22 protein-coding genes are annotated in these 18,407 nt (G+C 60.9%); 7 read left to right on the top strand and 15 right to left on the bottom strand.

Features of this window, described 5'->3' with window-relative positions:
• Window position 1: 1 nt before the first annotated feature.
• The 7 genes from HX869_RS11530 to HX869_RS11560 form a co-directional block, all read right to left on the bottom strand.
• Complete coding sequence (locus HX869_RS11530; RefSeq protein WP_003209072.1) at window positions 2–628, bottom strand: response regulator transcription factor; 627 nt, start codon at window positions 626–628, stop codon at window positions 2–4.
• Window positions 629–877: 249 nt separating this feature from the next.
• Window positions 878–1,285: a response regulator gene (locus HX869_RS11535; protein ID WP_003209073.1), complete on the bottom strand. Its 408-nt coding sequence runs from the start codon at window positions 1,283–1,285 to the stop codon at window positions 878–880.
• Window positions 1,286–1,510: 225 nt separating this feature from the next.
• Window positions 1,511–2,842 carry a deoxyguanosinetriphosphate triphosphohydrolase gene (locus tag HX869_RS11540; RefSeq protein ID WP_003209075.1) on the bottom strand — a complete coding sequence of 444 codons (1,332 nt, stop codon included), beginning with the start codon at window positions 2,840–2,842 and terminating at the stop codon, window positions 1,511–1,513.
• A gap of 72 nt (window positions 2,843–2,914) precedes the next feature.
• Window positions 2,915–4,078, bottom strand: coding sequence for an EAL domain-containing protein (locus tag HX869_RS11545; protein WP_008432158.1), 1,164 nt, complete (start codon window positions 4,076–4,078; stop codon window positions 2,915–2,917).
• A gap of 92 nt (window positions 4,079–4,170) precedes the next feature.
• On the bottom strand, window positions 4,171–4,512 hold the full coding sequence (locus HX869_RS11550; RefSeq protein WP_008432159.1) for a hypothetical protein: 342 nt from the start codon (window positions 4,510–4,512) through the stop codon (window positions 4,171–4,173).
• Window positions 4,509–4,895, bottom strand: a complete 387-nt coding sequence (locus tag HX869_RS11555; RefSeq protein WP_003209078.1) for a phage holin family protein — start codon at window positions 4,893–4,895, stop codon at window positions 4,509–4,511. Before HX869_RS11555 ends, HX869_RS11550 begins: the two co-directional genes overlap by 4 nt.
• Before the next feature lie 2 nt (window positions 4,896–4,897).
• Window positions 4,898–5,212, bottom strand: a complete 315-nt coding sequence (locus HX869_RS11560) for a YqjD family protein (protein ID WP_003209080.1) — start codon at window positions 5,210–5,212, stop codon at window positions 4,898–4,900.
• A gap of 348 nt (window positions 5,213–5,560) precedes the next feature.
• Here HX869_RS11560 and HX869_RS11565 point away from each other — a divergent pair, with 348 nt between their 5' ends.
• The gene (locus HX869_RS11565; RefSeq protein WP_003209083.1) at window positions 5,561–6,769 is read left to right on the top strand and encodes an ammonium transporter; all 1,209 of its coding nucleotides are present in this window, start codon (window positions 5,561–5,563) and stop codon (window positions 6,767–6,769) included.
• Here the strand turns inward: HX869_RS11565 and HX869_RS11570 are convergent.
• The gene (locus tag HX869_RS11570) at window positions 6,756–8,477 is read right to left on the bottom strand and encodes a monovalent cation:proton antiporter-2 (CPA2) family protein (RefSeq protein WP_102368451.1); all 1,722 of its coding nucleotides are present in this window, start codon (window positions 8,475–8,477) and stop codon (window positions 6,756–6,758) included. The two genes, HX869_RS11565 and HX869_RS11570, sit on opposite strands and share 14 nt — an antisense overlap.
• A gap of 141 nt (window positions 8,478–8,618) precedes the next feature.
• On the opposite strand from HX869_RS11570, the gene HX869_RS11575 reads away from it, so the two are divergent.
• The 3 genes from HX869_RS11575 (at window position 8,619) to HX869_RS11585 (ending at window position 10,220) form a co-directional block, all read left to right on the top strand.
• On the top strand, window positions 8,619–8,855 hold the full coding sequence (locus HX869_RS11575; RefSeq protein ID WP_177035738.1) for a glutaredoxin family protein: 237 nt from the start codon (window positions 8,619–8,621) through the stop codon (window positions 8,853–8,855).
• A 74-nt stretch (window positions 8,856–8,929) separates the two neighbouring features.
• The gene (locus tag HX869_RS11580) at window positions 8,930–9,265 is read left to right on the top strand and encodes a hypothetical protein (RefSeq protein WP_003209087.1); all 336 of its coding nucleotides are present in this window, start codon (window positions 8,930–8,932) and stop codon (window positions 9,263–9,265) included.
• A gap of 70 nt (window positions 9,266–9,335) precedes the next feature.
• Window positions 9,336–10,220, top strand: a complete 885-nt coding sequence (locus HX869_RS11585; RefSeq protein WP_177080300.1) for a pseudouridine synthase — start codon at window positions 9,336–9,338, stop codon at window positions 10,218–10,220.
• Between the two features lie 57 nt (window positions 10,221–10,277).
• On the opposite strand, the gene HX869_RS11590 is transcribed toward HX869_RS11585, so the two are convergent.
• Both HX869_RS11590 and mobA read right to left on the bottom strand, forming a co-directional pair.
• On the bottom strand, window positions 10,278–10,499 hold the full coding sequence (locus HX869_RS11590; protein ID WP_003209090.1) for a YgdI/YgdR family lipoprotein: 222 nt from the start codon (window positions 10,497–10,499) through the stop codon (window positions 10,278–10,280).
• 80 nt (window positions 10,500–10,579) lie between these two features.
• A complete protein-coding gene (gene mobA / locus HX869_RS11595; protein ID WP_178903111.1) occupies window positions 10,580–11,182 on the bottom strand; it encodes a molybdenum cofactor guanylyltransferase MobA in 603 nt (200 codons plus the stop codon).
• A 75-nt stretch (window positions 11,183–11,257) separates the two neighbouring features.
• Between mobA and moaB the strand changes: the two genes are divergently transcribed.
• Together moaB and glp are read left to right on the top strand one after the other, a co-directional pair.
• Window positions 11,258–11,797, top strand: a complete 540-nt coding sequence (gene moaB, locus HX869_RS11600) for a molybdenum cofactor biosynthesis protein B (RefSeq protein ID WP_003209092.1) — start codon at window positions 11,258–11,260, stop codon at window positions 11,795–11,797.
• The gene (gene glp / locus HX869_RS11605) at window positions 11,781–13,007 is read left to right on the top strand and encodes a gephyrin-like molybdotransferase Glp (protein WP_178903112.1); all 1,227 of its coding nucleotides are present in this window, start codon (window positions 11,781–11,783) and stop codon (window positions 13,005–13,007) included. The genes moaB and glp overlap by 17 nt, the downstream gene beginning before the upstream one ends.
• A 143-nt stretch (window positions 13,008–13,150) precedes the next feature.
• Here the strand turns inward: glp and HX869_RS11610 are convergent, their stop codons facing one another.
• The 5 genes from HX869_RS11610 to minC all read right to left on the bottom strand — a co-directional run bounded on the left by HX869_RS11610 (window position 13,151) and on the right by minC (window position 17,351).
• Window positions 13,151–14,440 carry a M18 family aminopeptidase gene (locus HX869_RS11610; protein ID WP_003209095.1) on the bottom strand — a complete coding sequence of 430 codons (1,290 nt, stop codon included), beginning with the start codon at window positions 14,438–14,440 and terminating at the stop codon, window positions 13,151–13,153.
• A gap of 171 nt (window positions 14,441–14,611) precedes the next feature.
• A complete protein-coding gene (locus tag HX869_RS11615) occupies window positions 14,612–15,247 on the bottom strand; it encodes an RluA family pseudouridine synthase (protein WP_008432172.1) in 636 nt (211 codons plus the stop codon).
• Between the two features lie 96 nt (window positions 15,248–15,343).
• Entirely contained in the window at window positions 15,344–15,598 is a 255-nt protein-coding gene (minE, locus tag HX869_RS11620; RefSeq protein ID WP_003175252.1) for a cell division topological specificity factor MinE, read from the bottom strand.
• Between the two features lie 3 nt (window positions 15,599–15,601).
• Window positions 15,602–16,414, bottom strand: coding sequence for a septum site-determining protein MinD (gene minD, locus HX869_RS11625; protein WP_003209098.1), 813 nt, complete (start codon window positions 16,412–16,414; stop codon window positions 15,602–15,604).
• 199 nt (window positions 16,415–16,613) lie between these two features.
• The gene (gene minC, locus HX869_RS11630) at window positions 16,614–17,351 is read right to left on the bottom strand and encodes a septum site-determining protein MinC (protein ID WP_003209099.1); all 738 of its coding nucleotides are present in this window, start codon (window positions 17,349–17,351) and stop codon (window positions 16,614–16,616) included.
• Window positions 17,352–17,469: 118 nt separating this feature from the next.
• Between minC and HX869_RS11635 the strand changes: the two genes are divergently transcribed.
• Entirely contained in the window at window positions 17,470–18,405 is a 936-nt protein-coding gene (locus HX869_RS11635) for a lipid A biosynthesis lauroyl acyltransferase (protein ID WP_003209101.1), read from the top strand.
• Window positions 18,406–18,407: the final 2 nt, after the last annotated feature.

Genomic DNA, 18,407 nt, shown 5'->3' on the forward strand with positions numbered 1-18,407 from the left:
CTCACACTAGCGCGTTACGTTTTGCCATCTCGATAAGTTCTACCAAGGATTTGGCTTTCAGTTTTTGCATGAGCCTTTTTTTGTAAGTGCTGACGGTCTTGTTGCTGAGAAACATGCCCTTGGCGATTTCCTTGTTTGTCCGGCCTTGGGCAAAAAGTTGTAATACCATGAGTTCACGATCGTTGACGACTTTGAACAGTTCAAGCTCTTCATTGTTATCCGTTTCGTTAGTGCTGCCGTTAAGGGCCTGGCTCGGGAAGTAGTTGTAACCTGACAAGACCGCCCTGATGGCACTGAGCAGTTCGCTCAAGTCACCTTCCTTGCACACATAGCCATCCGCGCCGGAGCGCATGCACCGGGTAGCAAAGAGCTTGGGGGTCTGGGCAGTGAGTATTAACGTCTTGGTCGGCGTACTCATTGCGTTGAACCGGCACAGCACTTCCAGGCCATCGAGTTTCGGAATGCCGATATCAAGGATAATCAGGTCAGGCTGACACTCCTTGACCATTTGTATCGCATCACAACCGTTATCGGCTTCTCCCACTACTTTATAGCCTTCGTGTTCTAACAACATCCGAATGGCAAGTCGGATGACGGGGTGGTCGTCAATAATAAAAACTGAGTTCATGATCAAATTCCATACAGGCGCAAATAAAGTCGGCACATTAGCTCACATGGCAATGAAGGAGGATGAACTTGATGTGGAACAAACGTAAAACAAGAATAATCCTACATCAAAAAAAGCAAGGGATTACGCTCTGTGAGGTGTTTGTTGTTTGGGTGTAAGAGTTTTGCGTGGGTGGAATTTAAAAGTAACTGGTCGTGAGAGGGCAGCGTTATAAAGAGGCGTTTTCGGATTGCCCGGGTGTTTAACTTCCTACTTTTCTGTTGAGCGAGTAAGGCGTGATTGGCGTATGAGTTCATTCAGCTCAAGGTGGCTTAACGGCTTCGACAAATAGCCAAGTAATGGAAAGTTGCGTCGGGATGCCTGGGCCATCAGGTGTTCCAGTTCATTGACGGGCAGGCCGCTGAGCAATATCGCGGACCTTATAAAGCCTCTGCGGTTGGCAATTTCAATCAACTCCAGCCCGGGCAAGTCGGGCAAACATTGATCACAGAGCAGAATATCGAATGGCACGTCGGTTTGTGTCATCAGCCGCATTGCCTGTTCTGCATTCTCGGCCAGTGCCAGGTCGTGGTAGCCATAGTTTCGTAGCAGGCATTGGGTGGCCAGCAATTGAAAGGGGTGATCCTCCACCAACAGGATGCGAAGTTGTTCGAGCATGGTTTTTTCCATGGAATGGACAAGAGCCCTGAAGACGCTCCACCAGGGCGTGTAGTAAGAAGTTAATGGGCCCGCCAGCTATCGGGCGCAGGAGCAGGTCGAAAGACTGCGGTCAGGGCGCGCGATTATTCATCGCGGCGGGGAAGAACTTCGATCAGGCCGCTCTGTTCCGTGCGTAGGGCGATTCTTTGAAAAGTCGCCCTGGCCATCAGCCAGGGCTCCGATTTATTGCGGGCTGGAGCGGCCGGTCATCTCGCGGGCCATCTCGCTGGCGTAGCTGTCAGTCATGCCGGCGATAAAGTCGATCATGCGCAGGAAGGACGCGTGCAATGACCAGGAGGGATCCGGGGCGCTATTGCCCAACAGGTCGAGGATGCGTCGGTTCTTGAACGACGGGGTGCGACCGCCATGTTGTTCCAGGGCCGCGCCGCAGAAGGCATTCAAGAGGATTTCCAGGGTGGTGTAGGCGCCGATCTCATGCAGGGTCTTGCGCTTGTCCTGGAAGATCTTCTTGCGGGCCATGTCCTTGGCATCCAGCACGCAGCGCTTGGCCGGGCCGTGCATATGTTCCACCAGGTCCCCCGGCAGGGTGCCGGCCAGCAGCGCGTCCTGTTGTTCGACGAACGCCCGGGCCGCGGCGTTGGTCAGGTGTTCGATGGCCTTGCCTCGCAGGATCGCCAGCTTGCGTCGCCGGGAATCCAGCGGGCCGAGTTGCCGATAGGTTTGCGGCAAGTCGTCGCCCACCAGGTCCAGCAGCAGTGACTCGACCTCGGCGTATTCCAGCAGCTCCATTTCCAGGCCGTCTTCGAGGTCGATCAACGCGTAGCAGATATCGTCGGCCGCCTCCATCAGGTACACCAGCGGGTGCCGGGCCCAGCGTTGTTCTTCCAACTGCGGCAAGCCGAGCTTCTGGGCGATCTGCTCCAGGATCGGCAGTTCGCTCTGGTAGCAGCCGAACTTGTGTTTCTTGTAGCCCAGGGAGTCGGCGTGGCGGGCGGTCCAGGGGTATTTCAGGTAGGTGCCCAAGGTGGCGTAGGTCAGGCGGGTGCCACCATCAAACTGGTGGTATTCCAGTTGCGTGAGTACCCGGAAGCCCTGGGCATTGCCTTCGAAATTGAGGAAGTCATTGCGTTCGGCGCTGCTCATGTCATCCAGCCAGCCACGGCCTGAAGCTTGCTGGAACCAGTGCCGGATCGCGTCCTCGCCGGAATGGCCGAAGGGTGGGTTGCCGATGTCATGGGCCAGGCAGGCCGACTGCACCACCATGCCCAGGTCGCTCGGGTCGCACCAGTCGGGCAGGGCACTGCGGATGGTCTCGCCTACGCGCATGCCCAGGGATCGTCCCACGCAACTGACTTCCAGGGAGTGGGTCAGCCGGGTGTGGATGTGATCGTTGCTGGTCACCGGGTGCACTTGCGTCTTGCGGCCCAGGCGGCGAAACGCACCGGAAAAGATGATGCGGTCATGGTCTTTGTGAAACGGACTGCGCCCCAGTTCTTCCGGGCTGTGCAGGGGTTTTCCAAGGCGTTCGCGGGTAAGCAGGGTGGGCCAATCCAAGGCGGGTACTCTCCGTGCGGTGAATGACGGCTCCCAGCTTCCCGGTTCAGCCAGGCCTTCGCAAGCGAAAAACTACAGGCCGGCGGCGTCGATATCGATTAACAGCAAGCGCTGACCGTTATCAAAGAATTGTCCGGCAGTCAGGCAGTACTGGTTGGTCGTGGCATCGCGATAGGTTGAGGACAGGGTCAGCCGCCGCTCCTCCCAACCTTCGGCCAGCAAATGATAAAAATACGGACGCCATGACCAGTTGTGGCCCAGGTAGCGGCTATCGGCTTGCCAGGCGCCCTGGTGCCATTCGAAGTTGGGTGTCAGTTGCGTGCCATGCCGGTCGCACTGGTAAAAACGCAGCAGCCAGGGAAACGCCGGCAATTGCGGCAGGTGGCTCAGCGGTGCGCGGGTGTGGGCCCAGGTTTGCAGGATCTGCATCAGCTCCGCCAGTTGCTGGCGCAGTTGCATGATCCGGCCACGTTCGGCGAGCTTCTGTTGGACATAGCCGGTGCGCAGCTGGGCGAAGCGCGGCACGAATGCGTCGGTGTCGAACCAGTCCAGTTGGGCCTGGGCGAACAGGTAGCCCTGGACATAACGCGAACCGCATTCCAGGGCGAAATTCAGTTGGGCCTCGGTTTCCACCCCTTCGGCGATGATCCAGCAGCCGGTTTTTTCCGCCATTTGCGCCAGTGCCCGTACCACCTCACCGCTCGGGCCACCGCGGGCCGCGGCCTGGAACAGGCGCATGTCCAGCTTGAGAATGTCCGGCTGCAAGGCCAGCACCCGGTCCAGCTGCGAATAGCCGGCGCCGAAGTCATCAATGGCAATCCGCGCGCCGGCCTCGCGGTAGCGCTCGACGACTTCGGCCAGGCGCAGGATATCGCCGCCCAGTTCAGTGATCTCGAACACGATGCGGCGCGGGTCGACGTTATGCAGTTGCAATTGCTTCAGGCTCGGCAGTGCCTGGCCCGGGCGCAGGCGGGTGATCCAGCGTGGCGAGATATTCAGGCTGAGGAACCACTCCTGCGGGGCTTCATGCAGGCGGCTCAGGGCATTGTCACGGATCTGCCGGTCCAGGCGGCGCAAGGCCACCGAGGGCGTACGCGGGTCGGCGAACAGCGGACCCACCGAGCGCAGTTGGCCATTCGCCTGGCGTAGGCGGCCCAGGGCTTCTACGCCGGCGATGCGGCCGGTGGCGGTGTCGATGAATGGCTGGAAGCAGGCGAGCGGTTGCCCGTCGATCACGGGGCCTCCTTAAAAGACCGGAAATAAAAAAGGCCCGGCCCTCAATGGAGAGGGCCGGGCCTGATCTGTTTGCAAGAATGCAGCCAGCACGCTCAACTTTTGCGCGAAGCACCTTGCATGGCCAGTTTGATCAGCGGGATCAGGCCGGCACCCAGCCGCACCAGGCGGGTCATGGTGCCGATTCCGCCGCCCTTGGCGCCTTTGCCGGTGAGAAACCCCAGCAGCGTCACCACGCCCACGCCCCACAGCGGCGCGTGCTTGATGCCAAAACCGTCCTGCCAGCTCTGGCCCATGTTGCGGACCTTTTGCAGCGGCAGCATCAGTTGCTGGGACTCGTGACGGATTTCCTGGCGGTGCATTTCCATGCGCAGGCGGATCAACGCCTTGCGCATTTCTCGCCGGGAAGTGTTTTGCGGCAATTCAGTCATGCTCATGGCAGCAGGCGCTCCCGGTCGTTGGCCAGCTCTTCGAGGGTGGCGTGGAACGGCGTGGACTCATCGAACACCGCCGCCTTCAGGCGCAACCCGCAGAATGCTGCGGCCAGTATGTAGAACACACACAGGCTGATAATCCCGGTCAGGCGGTAGGTATCCCACACCAGGATCATCACCAGCGCCGACAAACCCACCAGCAACAGCAAGGCAAACACCAGCGCCAGGCCGGCGAACAGCAACAGGCTGACGGTGCGGGCTTTCTGCTCCTGCAACTCGATGCCGAACAGCTCGACATGGCTGTGCAGCAAACCCAGAACAGCCGCGCCCAGGCGCCGTGAAGTAGAACTTGGGCCCGTGGACGAGCCGGATTCGCCGATAGACATGATTAGCGCCTTGTAGCCAGCAGGCCGATCAAAAAGCCCACGCCGGCCGCAATGCCGACGGACTGCCAGGGGTTGGCCTGCACATAGTCTTCAGTGGCCGTGACCGCCGCCTGGCCGCGTTCGCGCAGGGAGTCTTCGGTCAGTTGCAGGGTTTCACGGGCCTTGAGCAGGCTTTCGTGAATCTTGCTGCGAAGCTCGTCAGCCTGGTCACCGGCGAGGATCGCCGTGTCGTCCAGCAGCTTCTCGGTATCGCTGACCAGGGTTTGAAAATCCGCCATCAGTATTTCTTGAGCAGTCTTTGCCGTTTTTCTGGCCATGGTTATCTCCGTGAGTGGCTGGTCTGTTTACTTCTGGTTTCGAGTCACCGGTGTCGGTGAAGGTTCACTGCAATTGTCTGGTACAGCTTTTGCTTTGCCTTGGTGCGCAGGCCCGGGGCCTTGCGCTGAATCCGGGCGGTTGGGGCTCAAACCCTGAAAAACCTTACCCTAAATAACTAAAACTCGCGGAAAAACCCTGTCGGATTCTGCCTTTTTCAATGATCGCTGCGCCAAAGCGGTTCACGGCCTCAAACGAGGGTCGGATCGTTGGTGCCAATTTAGTGCGCATCATGAAGGTCATGAACTGCTTTGGTGCTTTTTCCTGCATCTGCAGGCCTGCCATCCTCCATGGAAAATTTGCAAAGCGCGGTGGACACCCTCGTCCACAGCTCCAACACGCTGTTCATTCTGATTGGTGCGGTCATGGTCCTGGCCATGCACGCCGGCTTTGCCTTCCTGGAAGTCGGCACGGTGCGCCAGAAGAACCAGGTCAATGCCCTGTCGAAAATCCTCAGTGACTTCGCGATTTCAACACTGGCCTATTTCTTTATAGGCTATTGGATCTCCTACGGGGTGACCTTCATGCAACCGGCGGCGGTGATCAGCGCCGACCACGGCTACGGCCTGGTGAAGTTCTTCTTCCTGCTGACCTTCGCGGCGGCGATCCCGGCGATCATTTCCGGGGGAATCGCCGAGCGTGCACGGTTTGTTCCGCAACTGTGTGCCACTGCGTTGATCGTAGCCTTCATCTACCCGTTTTTCGAAGGCATGGTGTGGAACGGCAACTACGGCCTGCAAGCCTGGTTGCTGGCCACCTTCGGCGCCAGCTTCCATGACTTTGCCGGCAGCGTCGTGGTGCACGCCATGGGCGGCTGGCTGGCGCTGGCGGCGGTGCTGTTGCTGGGGCCAAGGCAGGGGCGTTATCGGGAAGGGCGCCTGGTGGCGTTCGCGCCGTCGAGCATTCCATTTCTCGCGTTGGGCTCGTGGATCTTGATCGTCGGCTGGTTCGGCTTCAACGTCATGAGTGCGCAAACCCTGTCCGGGGTCAGCGGGCTGGTGGCGGTCAATTCGTTGATGGCGATGGTCGGTGGCACGGTAGCGGCATTGGTGATCGGCCGTAACGACCCAGGCTTCTTGCACAACGGTCCATTGGCCGGGTTGGTGGCGATCTGTGCCGGTTCCGACCTTATGCACCCGGTGGGCGCGTTGGTGACCGGCGTGGTGGCGGGCGGCTTGTTCGTCTGGTTCTTCATTGCCGCCCAGGATCGCTGGAAAATCGACGATGTGCTGGGTGTATGGCCATTGCACGGGCTGTGCGGCGTGTGGGGCGGGATTGCCTGCGGGATCTTCGGCCAGACCGCCCTGGGCGGCCTGGGCGGCGTGAGCCTGATCAGCCAGTTGATCGGCACCGCGCTGGGGGTAGTGGTAGCCCTGGCCGGCGGCTTCCTGGTGTATGGCGTGATCAAACGCGTGCATGGCCTGCGCTTGAGTCAGGAAGAAGAGTATTACGGCGCGGATTTGTCGATCCACAAGATTGGCGCGGTCAGTCAGGATTGAGGGGCGCGTCCCCTTCGTTCTGGTTGCAGCCATGTAACAGGCGGTACCGGCTCTGGCGCACTTCATCGACACGGCCTTGCACCTGCTGCTCCGACAACCCCAGCAGGATCAACGCATGGGAGGCGAGCATCAGGCTCGACTCCAGCAACTCGGGCACCACTTCAGTGGCGCCGGCGGCTTTCAGTTCGGCCAGCTGACTGTCGTCGCGGGTGCGTACCAGGATCGGCACGGTCAGGTTGATCCGCCGCGCTTCGTTGAGCACGGCCAGGGCGACGTCGCTGTTGTCCACCGCGATCACCACCAGGCGCGCACGTTCCAGGCCGACCGCGCTGAGCAGGGCGCCACGGCGGCAGTCGCCGTAATGCACGGCGCTGTCTTCGGTAGACGCTTCCTGGACTCGCTCCGGGTCGTCATCAAGGGCAATGAACGCCTGTTGTTCACGGTGCAGGAAGCGTCCGATGGACTGGCCAACCCGGCCGTAGCCGCAGATCACCGCGTGGTCGCGCAGCTCGGCATTCAGGGCCGTAATCTCTTCAAGCTGTACTTGCTGGTTGGGCTTGCGGTGCAGGCGCAGGGCAATCGCGGGTGCAGCCCTGAGCAACAGCGGAGTCAATAGCATCGAGCAGAAGGTGGCAGCCAGCAGCAGGCCGCTGATGTCGGCGGGCAGCAGGCGGCTTTGCTGCATTTGCGCCATCAAGGCGAAACAGAACTCGCCGCCCTGGGCCAGCGCCAGGCCGCTGCGCCATGCGGTTTCACCGTCGCTGCCGCGCAGTTGCACCAATAGCGCGACCACACAGCCTTTGATCAACATCAGCGTGAGGGTCAGGCCGAGAATCAACAGGCTATGACTGACGAACAGTTGCAGGTCGATCAGCATGCCGATGCTGACAAAAAACAGTCCCAGCAGGATGTCGCGAAACGGCCGGATATCGGCTTCGATCTGATGGCGGTAATGGCTTTCCCCCAGCAGCATGCCGGCGAGAAACGCACCGAGTGCCGGGGACAGGCCCAGCAAGTGGGTCAGCCAGGCGGTGAGCAGTACGATCACCAGTGCCAGCAGCACGAACAATTCGGCCGAATGGGACGCCGCCACCTCACGGAACAAACGCGGCAGCAACCAGCGGCTGGCCAACAGCAGGCCAAGGAACAGCACCACGGTTTTGCCCAGGGTCAGTGGCAATGCCCAGTACCAGGCTTGCTCGCTGTTACCGGCGAACACTGGCACGAGGGTCAGCAGCAATACGGCCACTACATCCTGGAACAGCAATACCCCAATCGCATTCTGGCCATGGCTGCTGAAGATTTCGCCGAGGCTGGTCAGCTCCTTGCTGACGATGGCGGTGGACGACAGTGCCAGTCCAGCACCGAGCAACAGCGCGGTCGTCGGCGACAGGCCGAACAGTGCCAGCAAACCGCCCAGCAGCAACCCGCAGCACAGTACCTGCAGGCTGCCCAAGCCAAACACCACCCGGCGCAGGCTGAGCATTTTGTTGAGAGAAAACTCCAGGCCCAGGGAAAACAGCAGGAACACCACACCCAGTTCGGCAAGGTCTGGCAACTCTTCGCTGTCATTGACCCAGTCGAGGGCGGTGGGGCCCACGGCCAGGCCAACACACAGATAGCCCAGCACCGGCGGCAGTTGCAGGCGACGAAACAGCGCAATCACCACCAGGGAGGAGGCCAGGATAATCAGCAGGTTGGCAAACACATGCAGCTCCATTGCAGGTATTACGGGAAAAAAGTCGCGAGAGTCGCTGAATCAGTTATACGCCATGCTGATCTGGGTCAGGCTTTTGCAGTGTCCCGACGCTGTTAGAATAGGCACCTGATTCTTCTCGGACCCTTTGCCATGCTTCCTGAATGTCAGTTGTTCGGCACCCTGGGCTGCCATCTGTGTGAGTTTGCCGAAGCCGAAATCATGCCGTTGGTCGAACACGGCCTGCTGGTGGAGTTGGTGGATATCGCCGATTCCGAGGCCCTGTATGAAGCCTACGGCCTGCGGATTCCGGTGCTGCGCCGGGTAGACACGGGCGCGGAGCTGGAGTGGCCGTTCGACAAAGCGCAGGTAGTGAACTTTCTTAGCTAGCACTCGGCGATGGCGAGTTCCCGATTATTCGGTTACTGTATGTTTGTACAGCGATTGAATGAGAGGGAACGCCCGTGGTGAATGTTGAACAACTGAAAAGCAGCGTCAATCGCATGTCCGCCGACGTCGTGCGTGACGCGGTGAACGAGCTGCGCCTCGATGGCCTGGTCACGGAAGGCAAGACGCCGTTTAACAAAGTGCATTTCAACACCTGCTTTGCCGAGATCGAGGCGCTGTTCCAGCGCGCGGGTTATCACAAGCAACTGGATGTGGTGGGTTACCAGGGCTTGCTGTATGCGCTTTACGACCCGGGCCGCTGGGAAGCGGTGGATGTGCTGCGCTGGCTCAAGGAATTCACCGAGGCGGCCAGTGCGTCACCGGTGTTGCGCGCGGAATTGGCCAAGGCCTGAATCTGTGCTGGGCCTGATCCGGCTGCATGCGGGATAATGCGCGCCTGTATGTCCACGTCTTGAGCCTGCCATGTCCGTTTTTTCCGCTGCCCAGCACCAAGCCAGCACCTTGTACCTGCCGCCAGGCGCCTGGGCCACCGTGCTGGATTGCCTGTGTGAGCACTTCCAGGCCATCAGCCGTGAGCAATGGCTGGACCGCATCGCCCGGGGCAGGGTACTGGACATCAATGGCACCCCCATCAATCAGGACCTCGCCTACCGCGAAGGCCTGTGCATCTACTACTTTCGCGAAGTACCGAACGAGAAAGTAATCCCGGTGCAGGAGACGATCCTGTACGCCGATGAACACCTGGTGGTAGCCGACAAGCCGCACTTCCTGCCGGTCACGCCTGCCGGTGAATACGTCGAGCAGACCCTGTTGCGGCGTTTGATCCGTCGCCTCGACAACCCGGCGCTGGTGCCGCTGCATCGCATTGATCGGCATACCGCAGGGCTGGTGCTGTTTTCGGCCGACCCCCAGACGCGCTCGGCGTATCAACAGCTGTTTCCCACGCGCAAGATCGACAAGTTCTACGAAGCCATTGCCCCTGCATTGCCTGGGCTGACCTTTCCGCTGGTGCACAAAAGCCGGCTGGTGGATGGCGAGCCGTTCTTTCGCATGCAGGAAGGCGCGGGGGCGAGCAACACCGAGACGGCGGTCGAGGTGCGGGAAAAGAATGGCGACCTGTGGCGCTATGGCCTGTTTCCGGTGACCGGCAAGAAGCATCAGTTGCGGGTGCACATGACGGCCCTGGGCGCGAGTATCTGCAACGATCCGTTCTACCCCGACGTTATCAAGGATGCCGAGGACGACTACGCCAACCCGCTCAAGCTGCTGGCCCAGGGGGTGCGTTTCATCGACCCGGTCACCGGCCTTGAGCGCGACTTTCGCAGCGAGATCAGCCTGGACTGGTAAACCCCAGCAACGAAAAAGCCCGCATTACGCGGGCTTTTTTGTATCTGGCGTTAAGACTTACAGGTCTTTAACGGTGCGAACCTGATCCTTGTTGATCTGGGTGCGCTTGCCATCCAGCTGTTCGAATTCGTAGAAGCCGGTGGACTTGTCGAATTTAGGAGTGTCGACGGCCTGGATTTCGCGACCGTCATTCAGGGTGATCACTGTCGGCGAGGCGCAACCGGCAAGGGTAGCGAGGCCCAGTGCAAGCATGAGAGCGGCGATGGTCCGTTGAGTCATGAGTTTGTCTCCGAGAGAATGCTTTGTTGAGTACTGACCTTGTGACGTGTGTAACGTCGGCAAAGTTCCTTGTTCGACGCTCATTCTGACACGCTGGGCGGGCGGTGCAACAACTCCGGTGTATTGAGGTTGGCCAGGCGCGGATCGTCGGCGGGGCAATTCAGGGCCTTGGCCCCCAGCGCCTGCATGATCTGGCGCGGGCTGCGCTCGCCGGCTGCCCAGGCCCGTTCGAAGGGCTCGCGCAGCGAAGTGGGGATCACGCAGAGCAGCGGTTCCCAGAAATCGCCGTGGCGCACCATCACCGGCAGCAACGGGTTTTGCTGCGCCGTGCTGCGCAGGTCGGCGAGCAATCGTGCATCGATCTGCGGCACATCGCACGGCAATACCAGCAGATGCCCATGCTGCGCCACCGCCAGTCCTGCGCGAATGCCGGCCAGTGGCCCTGGAAAGTCGGGGCTGTCATCGCCGACCAATCGGTCGGCGTAGGCCGCGTACTGCGCCTGGTTGCGATTGCAGGAGATGATCAGGTCGTCGGTCAACGGCCGCACCAGGCGATGCAGGTGCGCGATCAGCGGCTGCCCGTGCCAGTCCAACAGGCCCTTGTCGAGGCCGCCCATGCGCTGGCCACGACCGCCGGCCAGCAAAAGGATCGAACAGGGCAGTGGGGAAGAATGGCTTGGCATGACGGCTCCTGCGGGCAGTGAAATGGGGGGCTGTGATATAACATCGGGCTGTTCCTTCGACAACCGGACCGAGCCATGAAAGCCAAGGCTGATGCGCCCTTTGTACCCCTGAATATCGCTGTATTGACGGTCAGCGACACCCGCACCCTGGAAACCGACACCTCGGGCCAGGTCTTCGTCGACCGCCTGACCGCCGCCGGTCACCTTCTGGCCGAGCGGGTTCTGCTTAAAGATGATCTGTACAAAATCCGTGCGCAAGTGGCGCACTGGATTGCCGAAGACGTGGTGCAGGTGGTGTTGATCACCGGCGGCACCGGCTTCACCGGCCGCGACAGCACCCCGGAAGCGGTGAGCTGCCTGCTGGATAAACAGGTGGATGGTTTCGGCGAACTGTTCCGGCAAATCTCCGTGGCCGATATCGGCACCTCCACCGTGCAATCCCGTGCCCTGGCCGGCCTGGCCAACGGCACACTGGTGTGCTGCCTGCCGGGCTCCACCAACGCGGTGCGCACCGGTTGGGACGGGATTCTCGCCGAGCAATTGGATAACCGTCACCGCCCGTGCAACTTCGTCCCGCATTTGAAACAGGCCGAGCCCTGTGAATCCCGTGGGTAAGCCGGGCAAGACCGGCGCGTTGATGCCGGTGGAAGACGCCCTCGAACAATTGCTGGCGATGGCCGAGGCAGCGCCGATTCGCGAGCAGGAAACGTTGGCGCTGGCCGAGTGTGATGGTCGGGTGCTGGCCCAGGCGTTGATCTCCACGCTGGACTTGCCGCCCTGGCCCAACAGCGCCATGGACGGATACGCCCTGCGCCTGGCGGACTGGACCGGTGAGCCACTGGTAGTCAGCCAGCGCATTTTTGCGGGCACGGCACCCGAGCCCTTGGCTGCCGGTACCTGCGCGCGGATCTTCACCGGAGCCCCGGTACCGGAGGGCGCGAACTGCGTCGAGATGCAGGAAAACGCCGTGGTCCATGCCGATCAGCGGGTGAGCTTCACCGAAGCGTTGCAGGTGGATCAAAACATCCGTCCCCAAGGCCAGGAAACCACGGTGGGCGAGTGGGTGTTGCCAGCAGGTACACGCCTGGGCCCGATCGAGTTGGGCCTGGCGGCTTCGCTGGGTCGTGATCGGCTGGAGGTGGTACGACGCGCCCGCGTGGCTGTGCTGTCCACCGGCGACGAGTTGATCGAGCCGGGCCTGCCGCTGGGCCCCGGGCAGATCTACAACAGTAATCGCCGGGTGCTGTGCAGCTGGCTGGAGCGCCTGGGCTGCGAAGTGGTGGATGCCGGGATCCTGCCGGACGACCTGGAACAAACCCGCGAACGCCTGGGCGCATTGGGCTCGGTAGACCTGATTCTGTCCACCGGCGGTGTGTCGGTGGGGGAGGCGGATTTTCTCGGGATTGCGCTGCGGGAAGAAGGGGAGCTGGCGCTGTGGAAGCTGGCAATCAAGCCGGGCAAGCCGCTGACGTTCGGGCATTTCCGTGGTGTACCGGTGATCGGTTTGCCGGGCAATCCGGCGTCGACGCTGGTGACCTTTGCCTTGCTGGCGCGGCCTTACCTGTTGCGCCGCCAGGGCGTGGAAGACGTGCAGCCGCTGCGCATTGAAGTGCCCGTGGGATTTGTCTGGCCCAAGCCGGGGAATCGCCGCGAGTATTTGCGCGGGCGGCTGGAGCAGGGCAAGGCGATCATCTACCGCAACCAGAGCTCGGGTGTGCTGCGTAGCGCGGCGTGGGCCGAAGGTTTGGTAGAAGTGCTGGAGGGGACGACGCTGGAGATCGGTGACCGGGTCAACTTCATTCCGCTGAGTGAAGTCTTGAACTGAGCCCGATCTATCAAACAATGAAGATCAAAATGTGGGAGCTGGCTTGCTCGCGAAAGCGGTGGATCAGTCACCCGATGTATTGACTGACCCTCTGCATTCGCGAGCAAGCCCGCTCCCACATTTGATTTGTGTTCATCCTGCAATTACGGCAAATCACGACTCGCGTAAAACGCACTCAACACCTTCACCAGGTGCGCCAGGTCGTGGCTGCCGCACAGCTCGCGAATCGAGTGCATCGCAAACGTCGGCAAGCCGATATCCACGGTGCGCACGCCCAGGTGGCTGGCGGTGATCGGGCCGATGGTCGAGCCGCAACCCATGTCGCTGCGAACCACAAAGCTTTGCACCGGCACTTCTTCGGCCATGCACAGGTGGCGGAAGAACCCGGCGGTTTCGCTGTTGGTGGCGTAGCGCTGGTTGCTGTTGACCTTGATCACCGGGCCGGCATTGAGTTTCGGGCCGTGGTTGGCGTCGTGCTTCTCGGCGTAGTTGGGGTGCACGCCGTGGGCGTTGTCGGCAGACACCAGCAGCGACTTCTGGATAGTGCGTACGAACTCATCGCCCTCGGGCAGCAGGCGGCGCAGGGTCTGCTCCAGCATCGGGCCGTCGGCACCGCAGGCGGAGCACGAGCCGACTTCTTCGTGGTCGTTGCATACCAGCACGCAGGTTTCATCGGTTTCGGCGGTGAGCAGGGCTTGCAGGCCGGCGTAGCACGACAGCAGGTTGTCGAGGCGGGCACCGGCGATAAAGTCGCCATTGAGGCCGATCACGGCCGCGCTCTGGGTGTCGTAGAAGCTCAGCTCATAGTCGAGCACCACGTCAGCGTTCAACCCGTGTTCACGAGCCAGTTGCTCGGTCAGCACTGCGCGGAAGTCCACGCGCTCGTCACCGGCGAACTGCGCAAGGATCGGCGGCAGTTCGGTCTGGGCATTGATCGCCCAACCCTGGTTGGCTTCACGGTTCAGGTGAATGGCCAGGTTGGGGATGATCGCGATGGGCAGCTTGAAGTCGATCAACTGGCTTTCGACCTTGCCGTCGCGGCGGAAAGTGACGCGGCCGGCCAGGGACAGATCGCGGTCGAACCACGGCGCCAGCAGCGCGCCGCCGTACACTTCCACACCCAGTTGCCAGAAGCCCTGGCGTTGCAGTTCAGGCTGTGGCTTGACCCGCAGGCACGGGCTGTCTGTGTGGGCGCCGACCAGGCGGATGCCGCCTTGCAGGGGCGAGTGGCGGCCGAGCTTGAAGGCGATGATCGAGGAGTCGTTGCGGGTCACGTAGTAGCGCCCGTTGGCCTCGGTGGTCCAGGTCTCGCGCTCGTCAAGACGCTGGAAACCGGCCGCTTCCAGGCGCTGTGCAAGGGCGGCGGTGGCATGGAACGGGGTAGGGGAGGCCTTGAGGAAGTCGATCAGGCCTTGGTTCAACTCTTCGCGCATAAGTAGCTCCAGACAGCAATGGCGCGAGTTTACCGTCCGACGGGATAAGTGCACAGAACAAATGTGGGAGCGGGCTTGCTCGCGAATGCGGTGTGTCAGTCGCCGAATGAGCTAACTGATCCACCGCATTCGCGAGCAAGCCCGCTCCCACATTTTAATTGCGTTTACAGCTTAAAACGGCGCGGGGCACTCGAAGCGCAGACGCTCGCCGCTCTGGGGATGGGTGAAGCTCAGCATGCTGGCGTGCAGGCACAGGCGTGGCCAGGCAGCCAAGGCCTGTTCGTGGGCGTACAAGCCATCGCCCAGCAACGGATGCCCGATGGACAGCATATGCACGCGCAGTTGATGTGAACGGCCGGTGATCGGCGTCAGCTCAACCCGGCACCAGTCGCCGCAACGCTCCAGGACTTTCCAGAAGGTCAGCGCGTTCTTGCCGAACTCGTGGTCCACCACGTGCCGTGGCTTGGTCGGCGGGTCGTAGCGCAAGGGCAAGTCGATGCTGCCGCTGTCCAGTTCCGGTTGGCCCCAGCACAGTGCGGTGTAGGCCTTTTCGGTTTCCCGGTCATGAAACTGGCGGGACAGTTCACGGTGGGTATCCGCGTCTCGGGCCAGCAGGATGATCCCGGACGTTTCCCAGTCCAGGCGATGGACGATGCGGGCTTCGGGGTAGCCGTTTTCCTGCAGGCGGGTGATCAGGCAGTCCTTGTTGTCGTCGGCGCGACCGGGCACCGAGAGCAGCAGGGTAGGCTTGTTCACCACCAGGACAGCAGCGTCCTGATGAAGGATATGGACATTGGACAACGGCATTAAAACAGCCTCGTAACAAACGCCAACGGCGGCTCGCTCACCCGGCCCCGTGAGGGGAGCCAGGTAACCGAGCCGCCGTGGCGACCGCCTTTTCGATCAACGATCAGGCAGGGTGATATTGAGTTCCAGAATCGAGCAGCTGCCGTCATTTTCCAGGGCGACATGCACGTCATCGTTACCGATATTGACGTACTTGCGGATCACTTCCACCAGTTCCTTCTGCAGGGCTGGCAGGTAATCCGGGGTGCTGCGTTGGCCGCGTTCGTGCGCCACGATGATCTGTAGACGCTCTTTCGCTACCGACGCGGTACTTGGCTTTTTGTTGGCGCGAAAGAAGTCGAGAAATTTCATTGTTTAGTTGCCTCCAAAGATACGCTCGAAGAATCCCTTCTTCTTAACATCGAGGAAGCGATGTTCCACGGTCTTGCCCAGCAAGCGATCTACCGCATCGCTGTACGCCTGGCCGGCGTCGCTCTGGTCGTCAAGAATCACCGGCACACCTTGGTTGGATGCCTTCAGGACGGCCTGGGATTCCGGGATCACACCCAGCAGGGTCACGGCGAGGATTTCCTTCACGTCTTCAACGCCGAGCATTTCGCCATTGCTGACGCGCTCAGGGTTGTAGCGGGTCAGCAGCAGGTGTTCCTTGATCGGATCTTCACCTTTCTCGGCGCGCTGGGACTTGCTGGCCAGCAGGCCGAGCATGCGGTCCGAGTCACGTACCGAGGAGACTTCAGGGTTGGTCACGACGATGGCTTCGTCGGCGAAGTACATCGCCAGGTGAGCACCGGTCTCGATACCCGCCGGGGAATCGCACACCACGTATTCGAAGGTTTCCTTCAGTTCGGCGAGGACCTTGCCCACGCCTTCCTTGGTCAGCGCGTCTTTGTCGCGGGTCTGGCTGGCGGCCAGTACATACAGGTTCTCAAGGCGCTTGTCCTTGATCAGGGCCTGTTGCAGGTTGGCTTCGCCATTGACGACGTTGACGAAGTCGTAAACCACGCGGCGTTCACAGCCCATGATCAGGTCGAGGTTACGCAAGCCGACGTCGAAGTCGACGATAACTGTCTTGTGGCCGCGCAGAGCGAGGCCGGTACCGATAGCGGCGCTGGTGGTGGTCTTACCCACACCACCCTTGCCGGATGTAACCACGAGAATCTTGGCCAAGGTGTTTCACCCCTAAGGAAAAAGGACTTTTTAGTCCCTGAAAAACATCTCTTGTCACTCGCTGCAGGCGGGCAGCTCTTGTAGGAGAAAGCACGGTTTGCCTGGGCAAACCCCACCTTAAAATTATTCCTACACAAGTTTTGCCGTTTTCGCTGTGCTATCAGAGTCCAGAGATGCTTGGAAAATGCGGCAGTATCCGTTAAAGACGAACGATGTTCAACACATCGCCCGACAGGCTGACTTGTACCCCGGCCCCCCACAGCGGATCGCGGCGCAAATCTTCCGAAACCTTGTACTGGCCTGCGATGGACACTAGCTCAGCGGTCAACTGCTGGCAAAAAATACGGGCCTTGGTGTCACCTTTTATGCCGGCCAGGGCACGACCACGCATGGGGCCGTATACATGGATGTTTCCATCGGCGAGAAGTTCCGCCCCCGGGCTGACCGGGGCGATGACGACAAGGTCGCCACCCTGGGCGTAAATCTGCTGCCCGCCCCGTACGGGAGAGGTGATGATCTTTGTCGGCTTGATCGTCGGCTCCGGCGGTTTCTCCGGTTTTTTCTTCTCTTCGCCGACCAACGGGTCGAGCGGACGCTCGCGGGCACCCGACGGCGGCAGTACTGGCAGTTCAATGGCGATTGCCGCGGCGATGTCTTCGATACGGCTGGCACGGATCGCCAGGGTGCGCAGGCCATGCTGGCGGCACACGCGCATCAGCCCGGGCAGGTCGACCGCGCCCTGGCCGGCCGGGAGCTTGTCCAGGGCCAGCACCAGCGGTGCATTGTTGAAGAAGTTCGGCGCCAGGGCGACCTTGGCGGCGAGCTGGCGGTCCAGGGCATCAAGGTCGTTGCGGGCCAGTTCCAGCACGGTAATGGCGAGCATGCTGCCTTTCAACTGGAACACGGGATCTTGGTCTAGCGGTTCGGTTTGGCTCATGGTCGGCAAAGCGGCTTGTCACGAAAAGTGTCGAGACTTATAACGAGAACATCCGCTAGCCGCAAGCCGGGTCGAACCGTTGTAGAATGCGCGGCCGTTGTCTTTACCGGAATCTTGAATGGATCGCCCGCGTTTTCGAGCTGTATTTTTTCATCCGCGCTTCTGGCTGTTATGGCTGGGGCTGGGTTTGCTGTGGCTGATTGTGCAGTTGCCGTACCGGGCTTTACTGGGGATTGGCCGTGCTTTGGGGGCGGGAATGTACCGGGTGGCCGGTGAACGTCGACGTATCGCCGCACGAAACCTGGAACTGTGTTTCCCGGAAAAGTCCGCTAAAGAGCGTAAACATTTGCTCAAGGAAAACTTTGCCTCCACCGGCATCGCGTTCTTCGAGATGGCCATGAGCTGGTGGTGGTCCAAGCCGCGCCTGGCGCGCCTGGCCCATGTCGAAGGGCTGGAGCACCTCAAGCAGGCGCAACTGGAAGGCAAGGGCGTGATCCTCATGGCCCTGCATTTCACCACCCTGGAAATCGGCGCCGCCTTGCTCGGGCAGAAGCACACCATCGACGGCATGTACCGCGAGCACGGCAACCCCTTGTTCGATTTCGTCCAGCGCCGTGGCCGCGAGCGGCACAACCTCGACTCCCTGGCCGTAGAGCGCGAAGACGTGCGCGGCATGCTCAAGCTGCTGCGGGCCGGTCGTGCGATCTGGTACGCACCGGACCAGGACTACGGCGCCAAGCAAAGTATCTTCGTGCCATTGTTCGGCATTCAGGCCGCCACCGTGACCGCCACCAGCAAGTTCGCCCGCCTGGGCAAGGCTCTGGTGGTGCCGTTCACCCAGGAACGCCTGGCCGACGGCAGCGGTTATCGCCTGGTGATCCATCCGCCGCTGACCGACTTCCCCGGTGAAACCGACGAGATCGATTGCCTGCGCATCAACCAGTGGGTCGAAGCCTCCGTGCGCGAATGCCCCGAGCAATACCTGTGGACGCACCGCCGCTTCAAGAGCCGGCCGCCAGGTGAACCTAAACTGTATGAAAAACGCCGCCGTTGATC

The sequence above is a fragment of the Pseudomonas sp. P7779 genome, assembly GCF_013386315.1.
Classification (GTDB): domain Bacteria; phylum Pseudomonadota; class Gammaproteobacteria; order Pseudomonadales; family Pseudomonadaceae; genus Aquipseudomonas.

What these genes read in the sequence shown, in the direction of transcription:
- HX869_RS11530 (WP_003209072.1), bottom strand. Translation starts at nt 628, where the DNA reads ATGAACTCAGTTTTTATTATTGACGACCACCCCGTCATCCGACTTGCC.
- HX869_RS11535 (WP_003209073.1), bottom strand. Translation starts at nt 1,285, where the DNA reads ATGCTCGAACAACTTCGCATCCTGTTGGTGGAGGATCACCCCTTTCAA.
- HX869_RS11550 (WP_008432159.1), bottom strand. Translation starts at nt 4,512, where the DNA reads ATGAGCATGACTGAATTGCCGCAAAACACTTCCCGGCGAGAAATGCGC.
- HX869_RS11555 (WP_003209078.1), bottom strand. Translation starts at nt 4,895, where the DNA reads ATGTCTATCGGCGAATCCGGCTCGTCCACGGGCCCAAGTTCTACTTCA.
- HX869_RS11560 (WP_003209080.1), bottom strand. Translation starts at nt 5,212, where the DNA reads ATGGCCAGAAAAACGGCAAAGACTGCTCAAGAAATACTGATGGCGGAT.
- HX869_RS11565 (WP_003209083.1), top strand. Translation starts at nt 5,561, where the DNA reads ATGGAAAATTTGCAAAGCGCGGTGGACACCCTCGTCCACAGCTCCAAC.
- HX869_RS11575 (WP_177035738.1), top strand. Translation starts at nt 8,619, where the DNA reads ATGCTTCCTGAATGTCAGTTGTTCGGCACCCTGGGCTGCCATCTGTGT.
- HX869_RS11585 (WP_177080300.1), top strand. Translation starts at nt 9,336, where the DNA reads ATGTCCGTTTTTTCCGCTGCCCAGCACCAAGCCAGCACCTTGTACCTG.
- HX869_RS11590 (WP_003209090.1), bottom strand. Translation starts at nt 10,499, where the DNA reads ATGACTCAACGGACCATCGCCGCTCTCATGCTTGCACTGGGCCTCGCT.
- mobA (WP_178903111.1), bottom strand. Translation starts at nt 11,182, where the DNA reads ATGCCAAGCCATTCTTCCCCACTGCCCTGTTCGATCCTTTTGCTGGCC.
- moaB (WP_003209092.1), top strand. Translation starts at nt 11,258, where the DNA reads ATGAAAGCCAAGGCTGATGCGCCCTTTGTACCCCTGAATATCGCTGTA.
- HX869_RS11610 (WP_003209095.1), bottom strand. Translation starts at nt 14,440, where the DNA reads ATGCGCGAAGAGTTGAACCAAGGCCTGATCGACTTCCTCAAGGCCTCC.
- HX869_RS11615 (WP_008432172.1), bottom strand. Translation starts at nt 15,247, where the DNA reads ATGCCGTTGTCCAATGTCCATATCCTTCATCAGGACGCTGCTGTCCTG.
- minE (WP_003175252.1), bottom strand. Translation starts at nt 15,598, where the DNA reads ATGAAATTTCTCGACTTCTTTCGCGCCAACAAAAAGCCAAGTACCGCG.
- minC (WP_003209099.1), bottom strand. Translation starts at nt 17,351, where the DNA reads ATGAGCCAAACCGAACCGCTAGACCAAGATCCCGTGTTCCAGTTGAAA.
- HX869_RS11635 (WP_003209101.1), top strand. Translation starts at nt 17,470, where the DNA reads ATGGATCGCCCGCGTTTTCGAGCTGTATTTTTTCATCCGCGCTTCTGG.